17 protein-coding genes and 1 pseudogene are annotated in these 21,707 nt (G+C 58.3%); 13 read left to right on the top strand and 5 right to left on the bottom strand.

Features of this window, described 5'->3' with window-relative positions; all coding sequences use genetic code 11:
• Positions 1-5 precede the first annotated feature (5 nt).
• The 3 genes from ABIE11_RS15035 (at position 6) to foxA (ending at position 3,974) form a co-directional block, all read left to right on the top strand.
• On the top strand, positions 6-674 hold the full coding sequence (locus tag ABIE11_RS15035; RefSeq protein ID WP_181827277.1) for an OmpA/MotB family protein: 669 nt from the start codon (positions 6-8) through the stop codon (positions 672-674).
• A 98-nt stretch (positions 675-772) separates the two neighbouring features.
• A complete protein-coding gene (locus ABIE11_RS15030) occupies positions 773-1,744 on the top strand; it encodes an AraC family transcriptional regulator (protein ID WP_429184860.1) in 972 nt (323 codons plus the stop codon).
• Between the two features lie 121 nt (positions 1,745-1,865).
• Positions 1,866-3,974, top strand: coding sequence for a ferrioxamine B receptor FoxA (foxA, locus tag ABIE11_RS15025; protein ID WP_429184859.1), 2,109 nt, complete (start codon positions 1,866-1,868; stop codon positions 3,972-3,974).
• A 39-nt stretch (positions 3,975-4,013) separates the two neighbouring features.
• On the opposite strand, the gene ABIE11_RS15020 is transcribed toward foxA, so the two are convergent.
• Positions 4,014-5,429 (bottom strand): PLP-dependent aminotransferase family protein, encoded by a 1,416-nt coding sequence (locus ABIE11_RS15020; RefSeq protein ID WP_181827279.1) that lies wholly within the window; start codon positions 5,427-5,429, stop codon positions 4,014-4,016.
• 176 nt (positions 5,430-5,605) lie between these two features.
• On the opposite strand from ABIE11_RS15020, the gene ABIE11_RS15015 reads away from it, so the two are divergent.
• A complete protein-coding gene (locus ABIE11_RS15015; protein WP_100777782.1) occupies positions 5,606-5,776 on the top strand; it encodes a DUF1127 domain-containing protein in 171 nt (56 codons plus the stop codon).
• A gap of 45 nt (positions 5,777-5,821) precedes the next feature.
• Here the strand turns inward: ABIE11_RS15015 and ABIE11_RS15010 are convergent, their stop codons facing one another.
• On the bottom strand, positions 5,822-6,076 hold the full coding sequence (locus ABIE11_RS15010; RefSeq protein ID WP_102104517.1) for a DUF4282 domain-containing protein: 255 nt from the start codon (positions 6,074-6,076) through the stop codon (positions 5,822-5,824).
• Positions 6,077-6,181: 105 nt separating this feature from the next.
• Positions 6,182-7,573, bottom strand: a complete 1,392-nt coding sequence (locus tag ABIE11_RS15005; RefSeq protein ID WP_123429549.1) for a PLP-dependent aminotransferase family protein — start codon at positions 7,571-7,573, stop codon at positions 6,182-6,184.
• Positions 7,574-7,674: 101 nt separating this feature from the next.
• Here ABIE11_RS15005 and ABIE11_RS15000 point away from each other — a divergent pair, with 101 nt between their 5' ends.
• A complete protein-coding gene (locus ABIE11_RS15000) occupies positions 7,675-8,154 on the top strand; it encodes a carboxymuconolactone decarboxylase family protein (protein ID WP_429184787.1) in 480 nt (159 codons plus the stop codon).
• Here ABIE11_RS15000 and ABIE11_RS14995 read toward each other — a convergent pair.
• Positions 8,141-9,043 carry a LysR family transcriptional regulator gene (locus tag ABIE11_RS14995; RefSeq protein WP_429184786.1) on the bottom strand — a complete coding sequence of 301 codons (903 nt, stop codon included), beginning with the start codon at positions 9,041-9,043 and terminating at the stop codon, positions 8,141-8,143. The genes ABIE11_RS15000 and ABIE11_RS14995 overlap by 14 nt on opposite strands.
• 99 nt (positions 9,044-9,142) lie before the next feature.
• Here ABIE11_RS14995 and ABIE11_RS14990 point away from each other — a divergent pair, with 99 nt between their 5' ends.
• The 8 genes and pseudogenes from ABIE11_RS14990 to ABIE11_RS14955 all read left to right on the top strand — a co-directional run bounded on the left by ABIE11_RS14990 (position 9,143) and on the right by ABIE11_RS14955 (position 20,397).
• Positions 9,143-10,552 (top strand): aldehyde dehydrogenase family protein, encoded by a 1,410-nt coding sequence (locus ABIE11_RS14990; RefSeq protein ID WP_429184785.1) that lies wholly within the window; start codon positions 9,143-9,145, stop codon positions 10,550-10,552.
• A gap of 126 nt (positions 10,553-10,678) precedes the next feature.
• Positions 10,679-11,143 (top strand): MarR family winged helix-turn-helix transcriptional regulator, encoded by a 465-nt coding sequence (locus ABIE11_RS14985; RefSeq protein WP_100777776.1) that lies wholly within the window; start codon positions 10,679-10,681, stop codon positions 11,141-11,143.
• A gap of 2 nt (positions 11,144-11,145) precedes the next feature.
• Complete coding sequence (locus ABIE11_RS14980; protein ID WP_123429545.1) at positions 11,146-12,213, top strand: HlyD family secretion protein; 1,068 nt, start codon at positions 11,146-11,148, stop codon at positions 12,211-12,213.
• Positions 12,203-13,270, top strand: a complete 1,068-nt coding sequence (locus tag ABIE11_RS14975; RefSeq protein ID WP_312069867.1) for a DUF2955 domain-containing protein — start codon at positions 12,203-12,205, stop codon at positions 13,268-13,270. Before ABIE11_RS14980 ends, ABIE11_RS14975 begins: the two co-directional genes overlap by 11 nt.
• 69 nt (positions 13,271-13,339) lie before the next feature.
• Positions 13,340-15,012, top strand: a pseudogene (locus ABIE11_RS14970) (hypothetical protein).
• 250 nt (positions 15,013-15,262) lie between these two features.
• A complete protein-coding gene (locus ABIE11_RS14965; RefSeq protein ID WP_429184784.1) occupies positions 15,263-17,650 on the top strand; it encodes a hypothetical protein in 2,388 nt (795 codons plus the stop codon).
• On the top strand, positions 17,647-18,735 hold the full coding sequence (locus tag ABIE11_RS14960; protein WP_429184783.1) for a glycoside hydrolase family 88/105 protein: 1,089 nt from the start codon (positions 17,647-17,649) through the stop codon (positions 18,733-18,735). The genes ABIE11_RS14965 and ABIE11_RS14960 overlap by 4 nt, the downstream gene beginning before the upstream one ends.
• A 33-nt stretch (positions 18,736-18,768) precedes the next feature.
• Positions 18,769-20,397: an alpha-glucoside-specific PTS transporter subunit IIBC gene (locus ABIE11_RS14955; RefSeq protein WP_429184782.1), complete on the top strand. Its 1,629-nt coding sequence runs from the start codon at positions 18,769-18,771 to the stop codon at positions 20,395-20,397.
• A gap of 27 nt (positions 20,398-20,424) precedes the next feature.
• Here the strand turns inward: ABIE11_RS14955 and ABIE11_RS14950 are convergent, their stop codons facing one another.
• On the bottom strand, positions 20,425-21,696 hold the full coding sequence (locus ABIE11_RS14950) for a DUF445 domain-containing protein (protein ID WP_107702320.1): 1,272 nt from the start codon (positions 21,694-21,696) through the stop codon (positions 20,425-20,427).
• Positions 21,697-21,707: the final 11 nt, after the last annotated feature.

Here is a 21,707-nt window from a genome sequence, read left to right as displayed (position 1 = left end):
TGTCTATGAAAGATAAACCAAACGAATGGGTGTCTATCTCGGATCTGATGGCCGGTGTAATGGCTGTGGTGATGCTGATGCTGGTGTTGTCGGTATTGCAGAATAAAGTGGCCGAGGTAAAGCGCGAGCAGGAAAAAAACAGCGGTCAGGCTGCAGCTCAACAGAAGTTGAATTCATTGATGCACAGTATGCAACAAGAGATGGTTGAGCAGGGTGATGCTGCGCTGGTGGGATTTGATATGGCCAGCGGTAAAATTACGCTCCGGGATAAAATCTTTGCTCGCGGAAGTGCCTGTATCACCGATCAGGCGAAGGATGCGCTTGCGCGTCTGGCTCCACGTATTCAGGAGTTCGTCAGCGGATCAATCAATACCCAAGTTTTTGTTGAGGGGCACACAGATAATCTCGGGGTCAATAATCCGGTTGTTGATTATGCACGGTTTTGTACCGTGTATGACGACAATTATACGCTATCAGCGGCAAGGGCGCGTGAGGCTCGCAAGCTGCTGATTGCCAATCTCAATGACCGTCAATCTCACCGCGTGATTGTTGCGGGGTTTGGCGACTCTCAACCGTTGAGAGGAATCTCGCCTGGAGATGAGCGAAACCGTCGCGTGGAGGTACAATTTCTGACACACGCTGCCGCACGGCAGGATCAGAATTCGGAATTATAATCTTCCTCCAGCCCTCAGTGTCAATTAGAGGGCTGGCGTAGCCTTTGCGCCGCCGCGGTGTTAATGTTCGTGTGTCATCCGCCCACGCAAACGCCATCATGAATCTTGCCGCACAGCCTGATAGCTCAACCAAACGCCTGTTCTGCGTTGAGGATTTTATTGGCTTCGGCGAGCGCTACGGTATTGATTATCGCTTTCCGCATCTGGCAGATAACGCCTGGGACAGCCCCGTTCTGCACGGCGATGTCGAAGAGATGACCCTCTCCTCCGGTATTTCCCTGACGCATTCCGACGTGCGCGTGCTCCAGCCCTACGAAACCACCTCCCGCCACAGCAGCCCACTTTATATGCTGGTGGTGCTGGAAGGTTGCGTCACGCTAACGCTGAACGGCCAAGAATATCAGGTGCTGCCGGGGATGGCCTTTAGCTCACAGCTGAGCGAACAGCAGGCGATGAGCGCCCGTCACGACGCGGACTGCACCCTGAAAACCCTCTCCTTTGGCGTCTATCCGAATAATGCCGATCGCCAGAGCTTACTGGAAACGCTGCTCCAGGAATGGCAGCGTCTGGATGCGCCAACGTTCGTCTGGCCGGTGCCTGGAAATGTATTGATCGGCATTCAGCATGCGCAGCAGAAAGGGCTGAGCGCCGTGGCGCGCACGCTGTTGCTCGAAGGGTTGATGTATCAGTTGCTCGGCCACGGTCTGAATCAGTGCCAGCCGCAAACAGGACGCAGTGCTTTGCCGCCGAGCGGAGAACATGCCCGCCTGGAACGCATCCGGCGCATGCTGGAACAGTCGCCGGAACAGGAGTACACCCTCGCACAGCTGGCGACGCAGGCGGCCATGAGCTCTGGCAGCCTGCGGACGAAGTTCCGCCACGCCTATGGCAAAACGGTGTTTGATTACCTGCGCGACTGCCGTCTGGAGCTGGCACGCCGCTATCTGCTGGAAGGGCACAGCGTGCAGCAGGCCGCGTGGATGTCCGGCTATCAGCACGCGACCAATTTCGCCACTGCGTTTCGCCGTCGATACGGTATCTCCCCCGGCGATCTGCGCCGACACGGCTAACTCACTTTTCGCCATCGCGCGAATCTCCCGCATACGATTTGTCATTTCGCATACGTCACCTGGCGTCGCGCATAGCTGTTTGCGATCTCAAAAAGGTAATAATTCTTATTAACAATTAGAAATACCTTTGGAGACTTTCATGTTCGCTAAATCACGGCTGGCACTGCTGATGGGATGGGTGACCGGCAGCGTTGCGTTCCCTTTGCTGGCGCAGGATACGCCGAAAACCGAAACCGTCGTTGTCACCTCGCAAATGCAGAGTGGCGCCACCAAACTCGAAACGCCGGATATCGAAACCCCGCAGTCGGTGTCGATCGTGACGCGCGAGCAGTTCGAAGAGCAGGGCGCGACCAGCGTGCGCCAGGCGGTGAGCTATACGCCTGGCGTCTACAGCAACCAGATTGGTGCGTCGAACCGCTTTGATTACATCGTGATGCGCGGCTTCTCCGACGGCAGCCTGGATAACGTCTATCTCGATGGCCTGAAAATGATGGGGGACACCAACTCCCACAGCTCGCTGGTCGTCGATCCCTGGTTCCTGGAAAATATCGAAGTGGTGCGTGGCCCGGCATCCGTGCTGTACGGGCGCTCTTCGCCGGGCGGTATTGTGGCGCTGACCTCGCGCAAACCCTCATTTGATCCGGGCGGTGAGATCAAACTCTTCGCCGGGAATAACGATCAGCGCGGGGCGATGTTCGACGTCACCGGTCCGCTGGACGATAACGACCGCGTGGCCGCACGTCTGAGCGGGATGACCCGCTACGCCGATTCGCAGTTTGGTCCGCTGAAGGAAGAGCGCTACGCGCTGATGCCGAGCCTCACCTGGCGTATCACCGACAATACGCGTCTCGATCTGATGGCCTATCTGCATCGCGATCCGGAAGGCGGGAGCCACTCTGGCCTGCCGTACGAAGGCACCGTGGTTCCCCACGACGGCAAGAAGATTTCCAATACCTTCTTTGAAGGCGAAGACGATTACGACAAATATGACCGCCGCGAGAACATGGTCGGCTACAACATCGAACATATGTTTGATAGCGGCTGGTCGGTGCGCCAGAAGCTGCGCTATCTGCATACTAAAGTCGAGCTGAATCAGGTCTATGCTGCAGGATGGCTGAACGAAACGGATCTGAATCGCGGCTACTCCGGTTCCGACGAGAAGATGAACGCGATCACGCTGGATAACCAGGTGGACGGCAGCTTCGATACCTGGGCGGTGAACCACCGCGTGCTAATCGGTCTGGATTATCAGGATCGCAGCAACAACACCACCGGCTACTACGGTGGTTTCCCGCCGATCAATGCCTTCCACCCGGTGTACGGCGCGAAGCCGGATTACATCACCATGTACAGCAAAGAGAAGCACAAGCTGCGCCAGACGGGCTACTACCTGCAGGATCAAATGTCCATCGACCGCTGGCGTCTGACGCTGGGCGGGCGTTACGACCAGGTGAGTGTCTCCAATATCGACAAGCTCAACAGCAGCCGCAGCGATCTGGATAAGAACAACTTCAGCAGCCGTGCGGCGCTGCTGTACCTGTTCGATAACGGCATTGCGCCGTACATCAGCTACTCCACGGCCTTCACGCCGACCAGCTTTGCCGATGAGAACGGCCAGATCCTGGACCCGATGAAGGGCAAGCAGTGGGAAGCAGGCGTGAAAGTGGAGCCGGAGGGGATGAACAGCCAGTTCAGCGCGTCGGTGTTCCGCATTAATCAGAAAAACATCGCCACCAAAGAGGAGCCGACAGATCCGTACCGCTCTATCGGGGAGATCGAATCGGAAGGCGTGGAGCTGGAAGCCATCGGCCAGCTCACCGACAGCCTGCGCGTGCAGGCGGCCTATACCTACACGGACATTCGTTATAAGAAGAGCAGCCCGGAAGAGGAGGGCAAACGCGCCGTCTACGCCCCGCGCAATATGGCCAGCACCTGGCTGAGCTACGACGTCAAAACCGGTCCGTTTGACGGCCTGACGCTCGGTTCCGGCGTGCGTTACGTGAACGGTGTAACGAGCGATCGCCAGAACACGCACACGCTGCCGTCCTATACGCTGGTGGACGTGGCGGTGGGATACGATCTGTCGAAGCTGGGTGTGAAGGGGTTGAGCGCGCAGCTTAACGTGAACAACCTGACGGACGAAAGCTACGTGGCGGCCTGTAACTCGCTCTCTTACTGCTACTTCGGCGCAGAGCGCAGTATCGTCGGCAGCGTGTCCTGGAAGTTCTGATGTGAGGCGCATGGAGAGTGTTGCCGCCCCCCGGCAACACTACTCCTCCATGGCGATATAGATCGCCTCGCCCATTTTCTTCAGCGCCTCACGATTTCTCTCGTTGGGCGGCAACGCGACGTTAATCCGCAGACAGTTGCGATATTTCCCGGATGCGGAAAACAGCGATCCCGCCGCAGCCTGAATCTTCAGCGCACACAGCTGCTTGCTGACGCACACCATATCCACCTGCTCCGGTAACTCCACCCACAGCAAAAAACTTCCCTGCGGGCGCGTCACGCAAATCTCAGCCGGGAAGTATTGCCGCACCCAGCAGGTGTAACGCTCCATATTCTGCTGATAAATCTGACGCATACGCCGCACATGCCGGTGGTAATGCCCGTCGCGGATAAACGCCGCCACCGCCATCTGCGTGGCGGGAACGTTAAACCCGCCCGCCGCGTATTTCATGTGCATCACCCGGTCGTAATAGCGACCTGGCACAATCCAGCCGACGCGCAGCCCAGGGGCGACGGTTTTGGTAAACGAACTGCACAGCAGCACGCGCCCGTCGATATCGAAAGAGTGAATGGTGCGCGGGCGTGGGTATTCCGCCGCCAGCTCACCGTAAATATCATCTTCAACGATCACAATATCGTGTCGCTGGGCCAGCGCCAGAACCTGCCGTTTGCGCGCTTCGGGCATGATAAAGCCGAGCGGGTTATTACAGTTTGGTACCAGGATCACCGCTTTGATCGGCCACTGCTCCAGCGCCAGTTCCAGCGCTTCAATGCTGATCCCGGTTTCAGGATCCGTTGGGATCTCAATGGCTTTGATATCAAACCCGCGTAGCATCTGCATGGTGCCGTGAAACGACGGCGACTCTACCGCCACAATATCCCCCGGCTTACACACGGAGAGCAGCGCCAGAGAGAGCGCGCCGTGGCAGCCGTTGGTAATGACGATCTCGTCTGCCGCGACGGTCGATCCGCCGTCGAGCATCAGGCGCGCGATCTGCTCACGCAGCTCTTTACGCCCCTCCAGCACGTCATAGCTCAGCATTTCCGCCGGATTATGCTGCGCGATGCGGCTCATCTCGCGCCACAGGGGTTTCAGGCTCGGCTGGGTCAGATCCGGCGAGCCGCCGCCAAAGGAGACCATCTCGCGATCTCCGCGCGCATCGAGCAGCATCATCACTTCATCCCACTGGGTGACGTCCACCGGGCGCTGCACCGGGCGGGTCATCGCCGGAACGGGCGGCAGGGCTTTTTTCTGCGAGACAAAATAGCCTGAACGCGGCTGGGGGGTAATCAGCTGAAGATTTTCGAGGATCTGATAGGCCTGCTGAATGGTGCTGATGCTGACGCCATGCTCCTGGCTAAGGGCACGCACCGACGGCAACCGCTCGCCGCTGCGATACAGCCCCTGTTCAATGCGTTGCGCCAGGAGATTGGCCAGATGTTGGTAGCGCGTCATGCTGTATCCTCGAATGTGACCATACAGATGGTTAAACCAGTACAGATAAGGGCGAAAATCGCCATGCAGATTCATTTTTAGCGGATCTGTATGTTAAAGAAAAGTTGTTTTTGAATCTGTATTGTAAAGCCGGTTTCCGACGATGATAGAGCCTCAAACAGCGTGAGGAGAACATCATGGAATTCAACGAAAACCGCCCAAACAGACCTTTTATTGGCTTCGTTTTTATCTGGCAGGCGTTTATCAAATGGCGTCGCCGCCAGCAGACGCGACGTGTGTTGCAGGGCATGAGCGACGAACAGCTGAAGGATGTCGGATTAACGCGAAATGATGCATGCAATATCTGAATGGCAGGGCATTTATCTGCGGGGGAGCAGATAAATGCCTGAAGATTACTCTGCGGTCGTTTTGCTGGTGTTCTCCGCGATGCGGCGCAGGTATTCGTTATTTTTAAACGCCACCATAATCAGCTCGAACATCACGCGACAGCCGATCAGGCTGAAAATCATGCCGATAAAACCGGTAAACAGATGCTCGGTGAACATGGAATACACACCGCCGATCAGAATCAGCACCATGGCGATCCAGTAGAAAAAGACCAGCACGCGCGGCGTTAACAGATAATCAAATCCTAAAATTGACTTCATTTTCTTGTCCTTAGAAAAATGTCGGAACCCGACGAAATAAGCCCGCAGAGTATAAAGAGATGTTCTGCCACGCACACCTACGAAATTTATCGGGTCCGATACTGGCTACTCCAGCAGGCGCAGGGTCTCGGCCAGCGGGCGTCGCAGCAGTTCCAGCGCCTCGTCATAGCTGCGCACGTTGTTATAGCCCATCACCAGCCCATAGCGTTTACCGGAACCGCGATACCACTCTGAAAGCGCATTGACCTGTAGCTGCTGCGCCTGCCAGCAGCGGGCGATCTCGCGGTCGCAACTGCCTGCGCTCAGGAATGCCACGATATGCATTCCGCCATCGTTTTGCTCAGTAAAAAATCGCTCGCCATACACCTCCTGTAGTGCGGCGATCATCCAGTCGCGACGCTGCTGGTAGAGTGTGCGCATCTTTTTCAGATGGCGGAAAAAGTGGCCATCGTTAAGAAAGGTGGTGAGAATTTTTTGCGTCAGCACCGGCTGGCCGCTGGCAACAATATCCGCGCAGTCGGTAAAGGCCTCCACGGTGCTGGCGGGCATTACCAGATAACCCATGCGCAAGGACGGCATCACGGTTTTGCTGAACGTGCCCATAAAGATCACCCGGTCGTGACGATCGAGGCTTTTCAACGACGGCAGCACTTTGCGTGTGTAGTGAAACTCGCCGTCGTAGTCGTCCTCGATGATCCACGCCTCGTTATGCGTTGCCCAGTCGAGCAACTGCTGTTTGCGCGGCAGGGAAAGCGTTACCGCCAGCGGGCTTTGATGTGAAGGGGTGACGATGGCAAAACGGGCGTCGCGGTGGTGGCGCAGAAGATACTCCGTGTCCATCCCGGCGCGATCCACGGGCACCGTGTGCAGGCGCGGGACGATCCGCTTTAACAGCTGCTGTCCCATAAAATAGCCCGGATCTTCGAACACCACTTTATCGCTGCGGCTTGCCAGCGTATCGAGGATCAGCCGCAGGCTGCCGCTGTACCCGCTGGTGATCAGCACCTGTTCCGCCGTGCAGGACAATCCGCGCGAAATGTTCAGGTAGCTGGCAATCGCCTGGCGCAGGGGATACCAGCCCATGACCGGCGGGTTCAGCATCTCTTCCTGGCGCATCGATCGCGTCGCCTGGCCTGCCAGCAGCAGCCACTTTTTGTAGGGAAAACTGTCCAGTGCCGGAATACCCGGACGCAGGAAACCGGCGCGCTCGCGCTGGCTGATGAGCGATTCCGGCAGCGTGCCGGTGGCCTGCTCAGCGGGAGCCGGTTGTTTCGCCGGGAGGGTTAAATCGGGATTCACCCGCGTCCCGCGCGCCCCCTCGCTCACCAGATAGCCCTCTCCGATCAAGATAGCGTAAGCCGTTTCGACGGTTTTGCGCGCTACTTTCAGCTCTTCGGCCAGCACGCGGATGGCAGGCACTTTGTCGCCGGGCTTCAGCACGCCGCGCGTGATGTTGTCGCGATAGCGGGTGTAGATATCGTGATAGCCCGATTTCATGTCCTACCTCGTTTCCTGGTTTTTGTGTCTTTTTACTATGTCATGATCGGCGTAGATTTGCCCCATCGCATTTGATATGCCGCACAAAAAGAGGAAAGACAATGAGCACTCGCGTTAACCACCATAAAGCCACACCTGCACTTGCCAAAGCCCTGTCCGACCTGAGCATGGCGATTGGCAAAACCACCATCGACCCGGCCCTGAAGCACTTGATCGATATCCGCGTCTCCCAGCTGAACGGCTGCACGTTCTGTCTGGATATGCACTCGAAAGAGGCGAAAATTGCCGGTGAGCGCGAGCTGCGCCTGTATCATCTGGCGGCCTGGCGCGAGTCGCCGCTGTTCAGCGCACGTGAAAAAGCGGCGCTGGCTTTTGCCGAAGCGCTGACCCAAATCAGCGTCCACGGCATCAGCGACGAACTGTACTGCAGCGTGGCTGAGCACTTCTCCGACACCGAGATTTCAGAGCTTAACTTCGCCATTGTGGCGATCAACGCCTGGAACCGTCTGGGCATTACCTCGCGCATGGAGCCGGGTGCAATGGATGCGGCTTACGGCCTGAACAAAGCTAACCTGGAATAATCCCGCGTTCGCGAACCAGCGCCACCAGCGCCCGCAACCCCGGCGGGACGTGCCGGTGGCCGGGATAGTAGAGGCGCAGCCCGGCAAAGGGCTGCGTCCAGTCATTTAACACGCTCACCAGTTCCCCCGATGCCAGCTCTTGCTGGATATAAAGTTCCGGTAAAAAACCGACTCCCAGCCCCGCTTTCACCGCCCGTATCGAGGCAAACAGATCCGACGTCGCAAAACGCGGCGGGACGGCCAGGGCATAGCGCTCGCCGCGCCGTTCCAGCTCCCAGCGATAAATCCCGCCGTGCGACATGCGCATTCCAATCCCCTGATGGTGGCGCAAATCATCCGGCGTTTGCGGAATACCGTGGCGGGCAAAATAGTCCGGTGTGGCAGTGACCAACTGGCGGATATCGGCGGTGAGCGGGATGGCGATCATGTCCTGTGGGACAGACTCTTCCAGGCGGATCCCGGCGTCAAACCCCTCGGCGACAATGTCGATCAGGCGCGCTTCACTGACGGTCTCCACGCGCATTTTGGGGTAGCGGATCATGTAGTCGATCAGCAGATCGTCCAGAAAAAGGGTGCCAATATTGTTCGGCACGTTCAGGCGCAGCGTTCCGGCAGGTTCGTCCGTCTCGCTGTGGATCTCTTCGCTGGCCTGGCGGATCGCCTGCAATGCCGGGCCGATACGCGCCACATAGCGCTGCCCGGCGTCCGTCAGCGCAACGCTGCGGGTGGTGCGGTTAAACAGCCGCGTCTGCAGGCGGCTTTCCAGCCCGACGATGGCATTGCTCACTGCTGTCGCCGACATGTTAAGTTCCTGCGCTGCGCCGCGAAAACTGCCGCGCCGCACCACGGCCATCACCACTTCCAGCTCTGTCAGTCCTGAACGGTGCATAGATTGTCCTGAAAATCGCAATAACCTTTGCAGGATAGCGTGGATTATCGAAACGTAAAAGGCGTGCCAGACTGGGCTCTTCCAGCCTCAGGAGGTGTTATGCATCATATCGATCGGATTTTTATCAACGGTGAATTTGTCACACCGCACGGCACAGAGCGTTTTGATCTCTACAACCCGGCGACCGCGCAGGTGTTCGGGCAGGTGCGGCTTGCGGATGAACTCGACGCGGAACGCGCCATCAGCGCGGCCAAGGCTGCGTTTTCGGCATGGGCGAGGACCACACGCGAGGCGCGCATTGCTGCCCTCAAACGGATGCATGCGGCGGTCGCGGCGCGTCATGACGATTTACTGGAGGCGATTATCGAAGAGTACGGTGCCCCAGCGTCGCGATCGGCGTGGATGGCGAGTTATCCGGCAGAGGTGATAGCCCAGGCCATCGACGCGCTGACGGCGTTTGAATTCACGACACAGGTCGGGGCCGCCACGGTACAGATGGTGCCGCTTGGCGTGGCGGGGCTTATCACGCCGTGGAACAGCGATGCAGGGTTTATCTGCGGCAAACTGGCGGCATCGCTGGCGGCGGGCTGTACGGCAGTGATCAAACCGAGCGAAATGAGCGCATGGCAGACGCAGATTATCACCGAAGCCCTGAGCGAAGCCGGATTACCACCAGGGGTGTTTAACATCGTCACCGGGCGCGGCGAGACGGTGGGGGAGACTATCAGCCGTCATCCGGATGTGGCAAAAATATCCTTTACCGGTTCAACCGCTACTGGCAAAGCCATTCTGCGCAACGCCGCTGAGAGCTTTAAGCGCGTAACGCTGGAGTTAGGCGGTAAATCGCCGACGATTGTGCTGGAAGACGCCGATTTAAGCCAGGTGGTTCCGCTGGCAATCCAGGCTGGCCTGATGAACAGCGGCCAGGCGTGCGTGGCCGGAACGCGTATTCTTGTGCCACGCTCGCGCAAAGCGGAATGCGAAGCGGCGCTGGCGCAGGCGATGGCGGCAGTAAAATCGGGCGATCCGCGTGACCCGGCGACGGAAGTGGGACCGATGGTCAGCGAAAAACAGTGGCAGCGCGTGCAGGGTTACATCCGCAAAGGCACAGAAGAGGGGGCGCGTTTGCTGGCAGGGGGCGAAGGGCGTCCGGAGGGCACACAAAACGGCTGGTTTGTCCGTCCGACGCTGTTTACGGATGTCGATAACCAGATGACCATCGCCCGCGAGGAGATTTTTGGCCCGGTGCTGTCGATTATCGCCTATCGCGATGAGGCCGAAGCTATCGCCATTGCCAACGATACGGATTATGGCCTGAGCGCGCTGGTGCTGGGCGGCGAACGTGCGCGTGGCGTTGCACAACAAATTGAGGCTGGCCGGGTACTGGTTAATACGCTCGCCCACGAACCGAAAGCACCTTTCGGCGGATTCAAACACTCGGGCGTAGGCCGCGAGATGGGCGCGTGGGGGATCAGCGCGTTTATGGAGCCTAAAACGATTATTGAATAAAACCCCGCCTGGTGGGCGCCGTGCCCACCGGCCAATAAATTCGCAATTCCTGCTCTTTCCCCTCTCGTTTCTTGATAGTTACCCTGATAACTATTATCTTGCTTACGGTGATGAGAGGGGGTTCCCGTGAGCGAAGATGATCTGTTTTGCCGCAGGCCGATGGGCATGCGGATGGCGATGATTGTGCGTCAATGGCGCGCGGTTATTGATGATGCCATTCTCGATACGGGACTCACCCAGTCGAGCTGGACGGTGATGATGCAGCTCAAATCGCTTGGCGATAACGTCTCGGTCAGCGAACTGGCGGAAGTGCAGGGTATCGAACTGCCGCCGCTGATGCGCACCCTGACTCAGCTGGAAAAGCAGGGTTATCTGCTGCGCACGGTATCACCTTATGACAAGCGCATCCGCTTGCTCACCCTCACGCCGGAAGGTCACGCGGTCCTGAAAACGCTCACCCAGGTGGTCGAAAATTTTCAGCAACGCGTGTCATATAATATCGCGCCTGAACATCTTGAGATTTTCTGCGCAACATTAAATCAAATCGCCTGCAATTTGCGGTCAATCCGCGAAGAAGACAACAAGATCTAAAAATAATGACTCCTGAACAAAAGTTTGCCCGCTGGGTTAGGGTGAGTATTGCCTCTTTCCTGCTGATGTTTGTCTATTTTATCGTCGCGGATATCTGGATCCCGCTGACGCCGGACTCCACCGTGATGCGTGTGGTGACGCCGGTATCCGCGCGCGTCTCCGGCAACGTCGCGGCGGTGTACGTCCACAACAACAGCCAGGTTAAAAAGGGCGATGTGCTGTTCGAACTCGACCCGACGCCGTTTCGCAATAAGGTCGAAGCCGCCCAGATCGCTCTGGAACAGGCCCGGCTCTCGAACCAGCAGCTGGACGCGCAGATTGTCGCCGCGCAGGCCAATCTGAAAACGGCGCAGCTGACCGCCCGCAACGATAAAGTCACCTTTGACCGCTATCAGCGCCTGAGCACCCTGCAGAACGTCTCGCAATCGGATCTGGATAAAGTGCGCACCACCTGGCAGAGCAGCGAACAGTCGGTGGCGAATCTGGAAGCTAATATCCATAACCTGCGCATCGAGCGCGGTGAGCGGGATGAGAAGCGCAACGTAACGCTGCAAAAATATCGCAACGCACTGGAAGAGGCGGAGCTAAACCTGAGCTGGACGAAGGTCTACGCGCTGGCCGACGGCACCGTGAGCAACGTGCAGCTTAGCCCCGGTTTTTACGCCTCGTCAGGCTCTGCCGCGCTGGCGCTGGTGAATAACCAGACTGATATCGTCGCCGATTTCCGCGAGAAAAGCCTGCGCCATACCCATCAGGGCACCGACGCTGCGGTGGTGTTTGACGCCTTCCCGGGCCGCGTTTTCCGCGCGCACGTCACCAGCAGTGACGCCGGGATTTTGGCGGGACAGGAGGCGGTAAACGGCGAATTATCTCAGCCTGAAACCTCCAACCGCTGGGTGCGCGACGCGCAGCGCATGCGCATTCACATTGCGCTGGACGAAACGCTGCCGAAACACCTGCCAACCGGTGCCCGCGCCACGGTGCAGCTGTACAATAGCGAAGGGCCGTTCGCCCGCTTCTTCTCCGGGTTGCAAATTCACCTCGTGAGCCTGCTGCATTATGTCTATTAATACGCTCGCGCGGGTCTTTACCCCGCACGGCAACATCGTCTACACGGCGAACGACTTTCGCCAGACCCTGCGCATCGTCTTTGCCGGGATGATCGCGCTGAGCATTTCGACGTTTTACAACACCAGCTACGGCGTCTTTTACGTGGTCTACCCGATCATGCTGCTGTCGCTGGTGCCGGTGTTTAACCGCCATGTGGCGAAGCAGTTTATCTTTAGCGCGTCGCTGAACTGCATCGAAATGGTGTTGATCATTGGCTATCTATCACAATGGCCGCTGATCATGACGCTGGTGGTGTTTGCCCTTTACGTGATGCGTTTTCGGTTTATGAGTAAGGGGCCACTGTTCCTGTTTGGCTCGATGGGCGTGGTGTGTCAGAGCGTGATGCTCAATTTTATGAGTTATCCGACCACGAACTGGCACACGCTGCTGTTCTCAAACGTCGAGGCCAGCATCATGGCGGTCTGTTTAAGCGCGCTGATGAACTACCTGCTGCCGGACGTCGAACCGCGCAAGCCGCCGCCGCTGATTGAGAAAAATGCTGCCCGCGTGCGCCATGAATCCCTGCTCTCCGGTACCGTGGCGACGCTGATTTTTGTCGTCTTTCAGATAAGCGATCTCAGCGATTCCCTGTCGGCGCTGATGGCGGGGGTGCTGATCCTCTTTCCGATGAACTATCGCGGCGCGGTGATAAGCTCCCTGTGGCGCGTGGTCGGGGTGATCCTCGGCTGTCTGTACATTCTGGTAATGCAGCTGGTGCTTTACGATCACAGCAGCCATATGTTGCTGATGATGCCGCTGATTGGCCTCGGGTTGGCGTTTGGCGCACGTCTGCACGTCATGGAAAAAGTCGGCGCGGGCGTCGGGTTCGCCAGCATCACCACCATCGGCATTATGTTTGGTCAGAACATGCATCCTGACGGCGATCTGGTGTTCAGCGATCTCTACCGCATCGTCTCGGTGACGGTGGCGCTGGTCTCCACATTGACGCTGGTGTTCCTGGTGCATCTGTTCCTGAACCTTTTTGAGCCGACCCGCTACGTCATTCGAGAACCGTGACACACCTATTTTCTGCGTTCTGTGCTATGACTGTCGGCCGGTCAATTGGGCGACAAAAGGAGCAGGGAGATGTGGCAGACAAGGGCGCTGGAGCTAAATAATCAGGCTTACTGGAACTGGGATAAGGCCTGCGAGCTGGTGGATTACGCCGTCGCGCATGATTTCAATACCGTGATTGTCGGGCAGGTGGATCTGTTCGACATGCTGGTTTCGCCCAAGGGCTACACCCCGCTTCAGTACAACGATCGCCTCTCCAGCCAGCAGCGCGCCCGCTGCGTCCATCTCAATCGACTCGGTAAACTGTGCCAGCAAAAAGGGCTGCGTTTTTATCTGCAGGCAAAAGAGTTCAACTTCCCGACCGACCTGCTGCTGGCGCATCCGCATCTGTTCGAGCCGGGCCACGGCGTGCGCTTTGACGTCGATTTCTGGTGCGCGTATCTGAGCGAGAAAGTGTCGCTGATTTGCCAGCGCATTCCGGCACTGAGCGGCCTGCTGGTGGCGATTTCCAATACTGACGGCCTGCTGCCCATTTCGCGCCCGAACTGGGAGCTACAGGGGCAAGACAACGCCCGGCTTCCCGAGCGTGACGAGCGCAGTTTTTCCCTCTATAGCCGCTGTTTCAGCGCGCTTTCGCGGACGATGCAGAAAGAGAACAAGCATCTGGTGCTGCGCGTGTTCCCGGCGAGCAATCACGATCTCGGCAACGTGCTGGAGGCGATCCGCCGCTGCCCGAAAGCGTTAGCGTCTCCATCAAACTGACTCCTGAGCGCTTCTGGCCATCGTTTCCGAATAACCCGGCGCTGCTGGCAGTCCGCGAGCGCGAAGTGTGGGCGGATATCGATCTGGTGGGCGAAGAGGTGGGCTGGGGGATTTTCCCGTTTCCGCGCATCGACGAGCTGCAGGGCCGTCTGCTGTGGTGTCGCAGCAATCCAGCGATCCGCGGCGCGGTGTGCAAAACCAGCTGGGAAGGGGTCGATAACCACTGGATCATGGGCACCCTGAGCGAATGTAATCTGCTGGCATGCAGCCGGATGCTGGCGAATGATAGCGCCCATTTGTCGCGCGATCAGCTGCTGACGTACTGGCTCGACGAAAGCTACGGCTGGCGCCCTGAACCGCCGGTATTTCACCAGTTCACCTCCCTGCTGGAGCAGGCCGGACAGGTGCTCTATAGCGCGATTTACGTCCGCGACCACGTGTTTCACCGCCACAGTCAAGTGCCGGAAAGCTACGGTCAGGCGGTGTGGAGCCTCTACGGACAGCTCAATCGCAACCACTGGCTGCCAGGCTCCGAGCGCGATATCTCCTTTGACGCCAGCGATGTGGAAACATCCGCCGCCTGCCTGACGCGCATCGCCAAAGAGAAAGATGACGCCCGCGACGCCTCTGTGAGCTTACGTGAACGCGCGCTGCGTTTCGCGGAGATCGCCGCGTTCCCGTATGCCCTGAAAAACCGCTGGCTGGAGGAGTGGCAAGGCTTTGCGCTTTACTGCCACCTGTTCCTGCACGCTCAGAAAGCCTTCTTCACTCTGCGCTTTGCCCGTGAGGTGGAAAACAGCTGGAGCATGCGCGAGATCTGCCAGATCAACATTCAGGAGCTGTATCGCAGCGCCTCAGAAATGGAAGACTAATGCGCGAAACACGCGGACGCCTCGCCCGGATTGCACGTGCTATTTGATGCCTCACGCGTACGGGCATTGGCCGATAGCCTGGGCGAGGAGCTTAAGGCGCTGAAGGGCTAAAACCGGCCAAAAATGTGACGAACGTCGCGCAAGACACGTGCACGGCGCAATGGCTGTGCGCCCATCGTCACATTCTCTGTTTTCATTTCACGTAAGGCGTGATCGTCGTCACGTCGTCTCCCCGGTGGTGGCTCGCTTTGTGAGTTGCCAGGCAGTTCCGGCCAATCCCCACTATTGGCTGCTCGCCGAAAAGTGCAATCCCGCTGATGATTGGCCCGCAATCGAAAAGTCGTATGAAGGCGAGGAACATATGTCACAGGGTGACTGGCAACTTAAACAGGGCGAAGCGCTGACGCGTTTTCTCTTTTCCGCGGCAAAGGAAGAGCGCTTTGCTGAATTCTATACCGGCGAAGCCATCGACCCGGAAATAGACTATCACTTTCGCAACGGCTCCGGCCCGAAAGCGGAGGCGTTCTGCCGCCGCGTCTTTCGCCAGACGCACGCCCGGCGCGCGGTCGATCCCGCCCAGGCGCTGCCGTGCCGAGAAGTGACCTTTAGCGGTGAGAACGACAGCGTTTCATTTTCTGATTTTCGCCATTTGCCTTTCCACCTTCAGCGCTGGCTAACGGTTGATCTTTTCGCGCCATACACCGGGGAATTTTCGTTTCGTGTGGGCACCTGCGGCGGCGTGCGGATATGGATTGAGGGAGCAGAAACCCTCTGCCATACGCCGTTTACGCGCAATACCCTGCAGCATGTCGAGGTACGCCTGCCGCTGAGTGCGGGCAAAAATAGCCTGCTGATCCATCTCGACGAGCTGTTTGAGCGCGACACCCTTTTTGCTCTGCAGATGGTCTATCTGGATGACGTGTCCCTGGGCGTGGCACTGCCCGGCATGTCGGGGGAGGCGGTCGATTGTCTGAGTGAGTTTGCGGGCGGGCTGCGACCGGAACTGGCGGCCATTGACCACTGCGTGCGGCTGCACGGCAGTGTGCCAGTCCCTGCGGGGGTTGTGCTTTGCGGGGAACTGCGCGGCATGGGCAACGACAATTTTACGCCGAGAACCCTCGATTTTGGCGCGCTAAACGTCGGGGAAACGGCGATCGCCCTGCCGTTACCGGCGGATATCGGTGAGGCGCACTATCAGCTACGTCTGACGCTCCAGCGCGGTGAAGTGACACTCACGCGTCACTTCGGTATCAACGTCATGCCCGATGCGCCGGCGCTTGCCCGCGCCACCACCCTTGCAGGGCGCAAACAGGAAGCGCTGCGCTATATCGCCGCGCAAGGCATGGATCGCACCTGCCGCCTGCTGGCGATGATGCACCTGCACGAATACGGTCCTCAGTGTGAAATCCTGCTGAACAGCACTCTCAAGCGCATCAGCGCACGCGAAGACTGCTCTGATTTTTCGCTGGTGCCATTGCTGTGGATCTGGCGCTATCACCAGGGGGAGCATTTCCCGCCAGCCCTCTGGCGACGGGTGAAATCGACTCTGCTGGGCTATCGCTACTGGCTCGACGAACAGGGCTGCGACGTGATGTGGTTCTGGAGCGAAAACCACGCGCTCTGTTTCCACACCGCCCAGTATCTGGCGGGGCAGTTTTTCCCGGACGAGCAGTTTATCGCCTCGGGCCGCCTTGGGCGCGAACAGCAGGCGATTGCCGAAGCGCGTCTGATGCAGTGGTTCGACGCCATCGACGAGCATGGTTTCGTCGAGTGGAACTCCGCACCCTATTATCCCGTTGATTATATTGGCCTGTTCGCACTGTATCAGCTGGCCGAGAGCCAGGCGATTCGCACCCGCGCAGGGCAGCTCATTGACCGCTTAATGTTATTAAGCTCACTGCATTACCAGAACGGCGTCGCCGCCGGAACCATGGGCCGCGTCTACGAAAAAGAGCTGCTGGCAGGGAGACTCACCGAGCTGTCGGCTTACGGCGCGGTGGCCTGGGGTGGCGGCAGCTATAACCGCAAATGCGCCTCGCTGCCGTTGTTCTGCGCCAGCGACTACGTGCCGCCTGCCGAGTCAGAGGGGTACGCCACGCTCTGCGAAGGCGAACTGGCCGCCTGGTACACCTGCGGCGGCGGGAATATTTGCCTCTGGAAAGCGCCGGGCGTCAGTTTGTCCTCCTGCGTCGATCACCACACGGGTGAGCCAGGCCATCAACAGCATCTGCTCGACCTGCAATTTGCTTCCCGTCCTGACGCCAAAATCTGGATTAATCATCCGGGTGAAGCCGAGCCAGGCGGCGAAAAGCGGCCTTCATTCTGGGCGGGAAACGGCGTAATGCCGCATGTCATGCAGCAGGAAAACGGCGCTGTGATGCGCTGGCACATCGCTGACGAAGAGGCTCTACCGTGGACGCATCTTCACCTGCAGGTACAGGCTTTTGATCGTGTCATCGCCTCGACGCATGCTCGTATCGTTCGCGCCGGTCAGGCTTTTGCGGCGGTGATCTGCTCCGCTCCCCTGCACACCATCGACCACGGGCTTACGGCCGGAACCGAGTGTCGCGCGGCGGGACGCGACGTGGCGTGGTACGTGGAAGCGGGCTACGGCGACGACGTGGCTTTTGCGACGTTCAGCGCCCGGATGGGCGCAATGACGATCGAGAAAGATCACGATCTCGCCGCGACGTTTCCCGCTCTGCACAGCACTGCCCCACGCATTATTTTCAAGGACGTAAACGCATGAACAAGGATGAACGGATGAGCACGCTGGACCGCGTGGTGCGCGGGTTTTGCCGTCTGAAGAATTTGAATGACGTGGGCGTTGGCGACGGTTTTGCGATCCACTTTGAGGAGTGGGAGTGGGAAATCGGCGTCGGGCTTTACGGATTCTGGCGTTACGCCGCGCAACAGCAGGACGCGGCGCTGCAGCAGTCGATCCTCGCATGGTATGAGACGCAGATCGCCAAAGGGTTACCGGAGATACAGATCAACACCACCGCACCGATGATCGTGCTGGCGCTGGTGGCGGGGCAGCACCAGCGTGAGGATCTGCTGAAAACGGTTAACGACTGGGCCGATGCCCTGCTGCGTGATCTGCCCAAAACCGAAGAGGGCGGCTTCCAGCACGTGGTGAAAGAGCAGCCCAATACCGGCCAGCTCTGGGACGACACACTGTTTATGACCTGCCTTTTCCTTGGCGTGGCAGGGATTGTGCTCAAGCGTCGGGACCTGATTGACGAGGCGGGATACCAGTTTCTGCTGCACACCCGCTATCTCAGCGATCCGGCCAGTGGGCTGTGGTATCACGGCTGGACGTTTGTCGATAAACACCACTTTGCCGGGGCGTTTTGGGCGCGCGGCAACGCGTGGATCACCGTGGCAATCCCCGAATTTATCGAACTGATGGGCGGGCATTTAGACACCGGCGTGCGTCGCTATCTGTCACAGGTGGTGGCGCGCCAGGTGCGATCCCTGTGCACGCTCCAGGCTGACAACGGCATGTGGCACACGGTGCTCGACGATCCGCTCTCACCTCAGGAATCCTCCGCCACGGCGGGGATTGCCTACGGCATGCTGCGCGGGGTTCGAATGGGCATTCTGGATGATTCCGTCAGCGTTTACGCGCTGCGGGCGTTTGACGCCGTAATGGCGCGCATTGACGAGGGCGGCATCGTCCTCGAAGCCTCACGCGGCACCATGTTGGGCTGGGATATCCAGTATTACTGCGATATCGCGATGGCCCCCGTTCCCTACGCTCAGGCGTTAACGATGCTGCTCCTGCTGGAGAGGGAGCAGGGTGACTGGCCTGGCAAAACCTCTGTGACCTGACCCGCGAGAGCGGATTGCTGGAGATAATAATAAATGAAAAAACTCAACATCATGGGCGCCTTCCAGACGTTTGGCGGCGCGATGGCGGTGCCGATAGCTTTCCTGCCGTTCACAGGATTGCTGCTGGCCGTCACCAACATCCTCACCATGCCCGATATCATGGGCGATCTGGCCCATCCGGACGCGACTTTTTACAAGGTAATGACGATTCTGAAGTCTGGCGGCTGGACGATTTTCCGCAACTTCCCGCTGCTGTTCTGTATGGCCCTGCCGATTGGCCTGGCGAAATCCGCCCAGGCGCGCGCGGCGCTGGTGGCCTTTTTCTCCTACATGGCGTTTAACTATTTTACCAATGGGATGCTCACCTTCTGGGGCGCTGATTTCGGCGTCAACTTCAGCCAGGAAGTGGGCGGGCAGAGCGGGCTGGCGCTGGTGGGCGGCATCAAAACGCTGGACACCAGTATCGTCTTTTCCCTGATCGTCGGCGGGATCGTCACCTGGATCCACAACCGCTTTTTCGAGAAAAAACTCCACGACTACTTTTCGATTTTCCAGGGGATGGCGCTGGTGTTTATTATCGCCTTCTTCCTGATGATCCCACTGGCGTGGCTCACCTGTCTGGTGTGGCCAAAAGTGCAGTTGGGCATCAACGCCATGCAAACGTTCTACATCGAAGCCGACGTGCTGGGAATGGGGCTGTTTGCGTTTGTGGAGCGAATTCTGGTGCCGACGGGGCTACACCGTTTCGTCTATTTCCCGTTCTTCTTCGGCCCGGCGGTGGTGGATGGCGGTCTCTACACCCACTGGATCGAGAACGTCTCGACCTACGCGGCCTCTGCCGTGCCGCTGCGTGAGCAGTTCCCAGCGGCGGGCTACTCCCTTTACGGCAATATCAGCGTCTTTTGCTCGTTGGGTGCGGGGCTGGCGATTTACGCCACGGCGAATAAAAGCCAGAAGAAAAAAGTGGCGGCCCTGGTGATCCCGGCGATCATCACCGCGATGAGCGTGGGCATTACCGAACCGATCGAATTCACCTATCTGTTTATTTCGCCGGTGCTTTATCTGCTCAACGCGCTGATCGGTGCGGTGCTGTGCATGGCGCTGTACATGGCCGGAGTGGTGGGCTTTATGGGCGGCGGGATGAACGACATGATCCTGTTCAACTGGATCTTCTACGCGCAAAACCACGCGCACCTGATTTGGATCCATCTGGCCATCGGCTTTGGTTTTGCGGCGATCAACTTTATGGTCTTCCGCTACGTGATCCTCAAATACAACATCCTGACGCCGGGGCGTAACGAGGATGAAGGCGAGGTGCGTCTCTATTCGAAACAGGATTACCGCGATAAAAAGGCGGCGGGCAAACAACCCGATCGCGAGAAGGCGATTGCGATCCTGCAGTGCGTCGGCGGCGCGGAAAACGTTGAAACCATCAGCAACTGCCAGACCCGCCTGCGGCTGGTGATCCACGATCCCTCGTGCGTGATGGATGACAACGCGTTGAAAGCTGCGGGGGCGTTAGGGACGATTCGTAATGGCAGGAACCTGCAAATCGTGATCGGCCTGTCGGTCACCGTGGTCCGGGAATTCTTTGAGGCAGAAGTGATTCGCGCGCGCGAGGCGGGGAGAGATTCGCCTGCGCCGCAGCCGGTAAACTCATAACAAAATGGGGCACTCAGCCCCCTTTTTTTAGTGGGGGAGCAGCACCGGAATTTGCGACAGCAGAAACAGAATCAACCCGATAGTTCCGCCGACCAGCGTGCCGTTAACGCGGATAAACTGCAGGTCTTTGCCGATATTCAGCTCGATCTGTCGTGACATGTCTTTTGCATCCCAGCCCTTCACCGTATCGCTGATATGGCGCGTCAGGAAGGCCGCGAAATCCGGTGCCACGCGATGCGCCGCCTGCTCCAGATGTTCGTTCAGCGAGGCGCGCAGGCTGGCGTCGGCCACCAGCGTTTCGCCGAACCACTGCCCGGCGTTGGCGATGCGTTGCTTCACGCGGGAGTCGTCGCTCTGCATATCGGCTTTCAGCCATGCGCGCAGGTCGGCCCACATCTCGCCGAGATAGCGGTTAAACGCTTCGTCATTCTTCAGGTAGTGTTTGATGTTCTCCGCTTTAGTCGCCATCTCCGGATCGGTTTTCAGGTTGTCGATAAGCTTCAGCGTGGCACGATCAAACGCCTGACGGATCTGGTGCGTGCGGTCGTGGCTGATATCGTCGAGGATCGCGTTCACCGCATCGGAGACCAGCTCGGCGCTTTGATCGCCGAGCCACTCGGTCGGCAGCATCATCGCTTTGCGCGGATGTTCGGTTTTGAGCCAGTGAACGATCTGCGCGGCGATAAAGTCCCGCGTACTGTCGCGCTGAATCAGGGTGATCAGCCGGTTGATCACCGCGTCCAGCAGCACCTGATGACGGTTGTTTTTGGTCATGCTCTCCAGCATCGCTGCGCTGGTTTGCGTAAAATCGACCTTATCGATGGCCTTGTGTACGGCGCGTTTCAGTAAGCGCTGAATGCGCCCGTCGTCCGTCAGTTCCAGGAAACCGCCCATTACCTGAATCAGATGCTGCCCGACACGCTGAGCGTTATCCGGTTGGCTGAACCAGTTGCCGATCATCTGTGCGGGTTCGTAGCGACGGATCAGCGCAACTAAAGACTGAGTATCAAGAAATTTTTCCTGCACGAACAGGCCGAGATTATCGGCGATCCGATCTTTGTTGCGCGGGATAATCGCCGTATGGCGCGAGATAAACGGGATCGGCACCCGACGGAACAGGGCCACCACGGCGAACCAGTCCGCCAGCGCGCCGACCATCGCCGCCTCGGCAATCGCCTTCGCGCCGCGTACCCAGATCGTCTGCGGCAGAAACAGCGTGGCAATGAAAATCGCGGCGGCAACCAGCAGCAGCGACAGCGCCAACAGCTTGGCGCGTTTGAGTTCAGCTAATTTTTCCATAGGGTTAAGGA

It is taken from the genome of Lelliottia sp. 489 (genome assembly GCF_050435885.1).
Lineage (GTDB): Bacteria > Pseudomonadota > Gammaproteobacteria > Enterobacterales > Enterobacteriaceae > Enterobacter > Enterobacter nimipressuralis.
This window is presented reverse-complemented; position numbering and strand designations above follow the sequence as displayed.

What these genes read in the sequence shown, in the direction of transcription:
- ABIE11_RS15035 (WP_181827277.1), top strand. Translation starts at nt 6, where the DNA reads ATGAAAGATAAACCAAACGAATGGGTGTCTATCTCGGATCTGATGGCC.
- ABIE11_RS15030 (WP_429184860.1), top strand. Translation starts at nt 773, where the DNA reads ATGAATCTTGCCGCACAGCCTGATAGCTCAACCAAACGCCTGTTCTGC.
- ABIE11_RS15020 (WP_181827279.1), bottom strand. Translation starts at nt 5,429, where the DNA reads ATGACGCGCTACCAACATCTGGCCAATCTCCTGGCGCAACGCATTGAA.
- ABIE11_RS15015 (WP_100777782.1), top strand. Translation starts at nt 5,606, where the DNA reads ATGGAATTCAACGAAAACCGCCCAAACAGACCTTTTATTGGCTTCGTT.
- ABIE11_RS15010 (WP_102104517.1), bottom strand. Translation starts at nt 6,076, where the DNA reads ATGAAGTCAATTTTAGGATTTGATTATCTGTTAACGCCGCGCGTGCTG.
- ABIE11_RS15005 (WP_123429549.1), bottom strand. Translation starts at nt 7,573, where the DNA reads ATGAAATCGGGCTATCACGATATCTACACCCGCTATCGCGACAACATC.
- ABIE11_RS15000 (WP_429184787.1), top strand. Translation starts at nt 7,675, where the DNA reads ATGAGCACTCGCGTTAACCACCATAAAGCCACACCTGCACTTGCCAAA.
- ABIE11_RS14995 (WP_429184786.1), bottom strand. Translation starts at nt 9,043, where the DNA reads ATGCACCGTTCAGGACTGACAGAGCTGGAAGTGGTGATGGCCGTGGTG.
- ABIE11_RS14990 (WP_429184785.1), top strand. Translation starts at nt 9,143, where the DNA reads ATGCATCATATCGATCGGATTTTTATCAACGGTGAATTTGTCACACCG.
- ABIE11_RS14975 (WP_312069867.1), top strand. Translation starts at nt 12,203, where the DNA reads ATGTCTATTAATACGCTCGCGCGGGTCTTTACCCCGCACGGCAACATC.
- ABIE11_RS14965 (WP_429184784.1), top strand. Translation starts at nt 15,263, where the DNA reads ATGTCACAGGGTGACTGGCAACTTAAACAGGGCGAAGCGCTGACGCGT.
- ABIE11_RS14960 (WP_429184783.1), top strand. Translation starts at nt 17,647, where the DNA reads ATGAACAAGGATGAACGGATGAGCACGCTGGACCGCGTGGTGCGCGGG.
- ABIE11_RS14955 (WP_429184782.1), top strand. Translation starts at nt 18,769, where the DNA reads ATGAAAAAACTCAACATCATGGGCGCCTTCCAGACGTTTGGCGGCGCG.
- ABIE11_RS14950 (WP_107702320.1), bottom strand. Translation starts at nt 21,696, where the DNA reads ATGGAAAAATTAGCTGAACTCAAACGCGCCAAGCTGTTGGCGCTGTCG.